We start from the raw sequence: 2,565 nt of genomic DNA on the forward strand, positions 1-2,565 counted from the left end.
CTGTCGTATGAAATAACCTTGATACCATCTTTACCAGCTTGGTTTAAGGTATCTGAAAGCGTTGATCCATCAATTGCAGCAATTACAAGTACTTGAGCTCCCTTAGTAATCATGTTCTCGATCTGAGCAACTTGAGTTGGAATATCGTCCTCTGCATACTGTAAATCAACTGTGTAGCCTCTTTCTTCAAGAATATCTTTCATTGCATTACCGTCTTTAATCCATCGTTCAGATGATTTTGTAGGCATAGAAATACCAACATATTTTTCCCCACCTGCACCAGTATCCGCAGCAGGCGCAGCACTTGTATCAGTTGCTGCTGGCGCACTGGCATCAGCATTGGTTGAAGCAGTATTACCACTACACCCTGAAACTGATAGTACTAATAAAATTGACAACATCACTAACAAAAACTTTTTCATCATAGACCCCCCTAAATATTAGTAAGTTTAACATATACGTATTTGTACGTATAACTTATAATCAAATGATAGCACATTCCATTTTCAGTGTCAAATAAAATCACGATATTGTACGTACAAATTTGAGTGGTGGATAAATCATACAGAAAAGTTATTCAGAAGAACATCAAATAATCGTCCTAAACGATTCATTTAAATGTACAGAATATTTAATTATTATACTATGAGTATCTATTCCATTACAAGATCAGACATGATATGACTTTAGTTGAACTAAATTTTGCTTTAAGATACCTAAAGCATGATGTTATTACCCTCTGGCGGTAAGGCGCTAAAAAGCCCTTGAAGCATTCACTTCAAGGGCTTTTTTCATGTTATGCCTCTAATCTGTGAGGCTCTGGCGCTCTAACACCGAAAGAGGTTTTACCCAACAATTTAAAAACGTCAAATCTATATCTTCAGGTTTTAATGGTCTACTCAAATAAAAACCCTGCAAGTAGTCACACGCATTATCGTATAAAAAATTTAATTGGTCAATCGTTTCAACACCTTCCGCAATAACAACCAAGTCTAGATCATGAGCCAATTTAATCAAGCTACTGACAAGTATTTTCTGTGACTTTGGTTGATTAATACCATCTACAAAAGATTTATCAATTTTTAGGGTATGTAAAGGTAATTCCCTGAGATAGCTTAAGGAAGAATAACCTGTACCGAAATCATCCAAAGCTAGTTTAATACCAAACGCCTTTAATTTACTTAAAGTTCCTTTAATATATGAGTAATCATAAATAAAGACACTTTCTGTTATTTCCAGTTCTAAATGCTCAGGTTTAACTTCATATTCTTTAAGCAATGAAATCGTATTTTCATAAAAGTTCTGATCACTAAACTGACTGGCAGAAATATTTACAGCTATTTTTAAATCATCAAAACCTGCTTCATGCCATTTTTTCAATTGGATTAATGCTTTTCTCATCATGCTATACCCATAAGGGACAATAAGCCCTGATGATTCAAGTAGAGGAATAAAAACGTCAGGTGAAACAAGGCCATACAACTCTGAATGCCATCTCCCAAGCACTTCAAATTCATAGATTTTCTTTGATATGGCATCATATATTGGTTGAAAAGCCAAGTCGAATCCATCTGTGTCAACTGCTAGCTGTAATTCTTTTATCATATTTTCTTTTTGTAGAATTTCTAATCCAAACACTTCATTATAAATGGTATAAGTATTTTTCCCCGATTCTTTTGAGAATAATAAAGCGGTTTCAGCATTATTAACCAAGTCTTCATAATGATCAGTCTCCTTTGATGAATCGATCATGCCCACGCTACATGTCAAAGTATTAATGCCAGGGAAGTTTGAAATGGTTTGATTACAGGCACTTTGTATCTTGTCAAATAAATATTGACCATTATCTTTAACAGGAACAGAAGTGATCATTGCAAAACCATCACCATCAATTCTAGAAATAACGATTGCCTCTTTAAGTTCATTCTTCAAACAATTTGCTAAATCCACAATAATCCTGTCGCCTACAAGCTGATTACTTTGTTTGTTGATTAGCTTCAGATTATCAATATCCAAAATGATTAAGCCAAAGACTTTATCATTTTTTGAATACTCGACAATTATGTCCTCTAAGATTTTTTTGAATTTATATCGATTTGGAAGATTTGTCAATTGATCATAATAAGCTAATTGTTCAACTTTTTTATTCTTACAAATCAACATCTTAATTGTATCTGACAAATTCGCATTTAAGGCGAAAATACTGCGAATAATCATAGAAAGCAAAAATGCATAACTAAATATAGCGTATATCCAGAACCTATCTGAATCAAAAAAATCATACTTATAAAGAATAAAGCTAAATACCGCGTTCTTTCTTAGGACACCAATTATAATAAAGATTAAAAGACTAAAGTAGAACATAAATATAGCATATTTCTTTTTTAAATGTATGGTAATCATTAAAGCAGAAAAAAGAAAATACAACGCACCAATACCAATAAAACCCAGCACTAGAGCACTATATAAACCGATTGTATAACTGATTATTATAATGTTCCAAATTTTAATATTGTATGCAATTTTATTTCTAAAAATTGCTATACCAACCACTAAAAACAGATA

2 protein-coding genes are annotated in these 2,565 nt (G+C 32.6%); both read right to left on the reverse strand.

Annotation, left to right across the window (positions count from 1 at the left end; translation table 11 throughout):
• Positions 1 to 422: substrate-binding domain-containing protein (locus AC220I_RS21155; protein WP_486725854.1), on the reverse strand; the 422-nt coding region annotated here is incomplete at its 3' end.
• Between the two features lie 382 nt (positions 423 to 804).
• Positions 805 to 2,565: putative bifunctional diguanylate cyclase/phosphodiesterase (locus AC220I_RS21160; RefSeq protein WP_486725855.1), on the reverse strand; the 1,761-nt coding region annotated here is incomplete at its 5' end.

The sequence above is a fragment of the Fusibacter sp. genome, assembly GCF_057447755.1.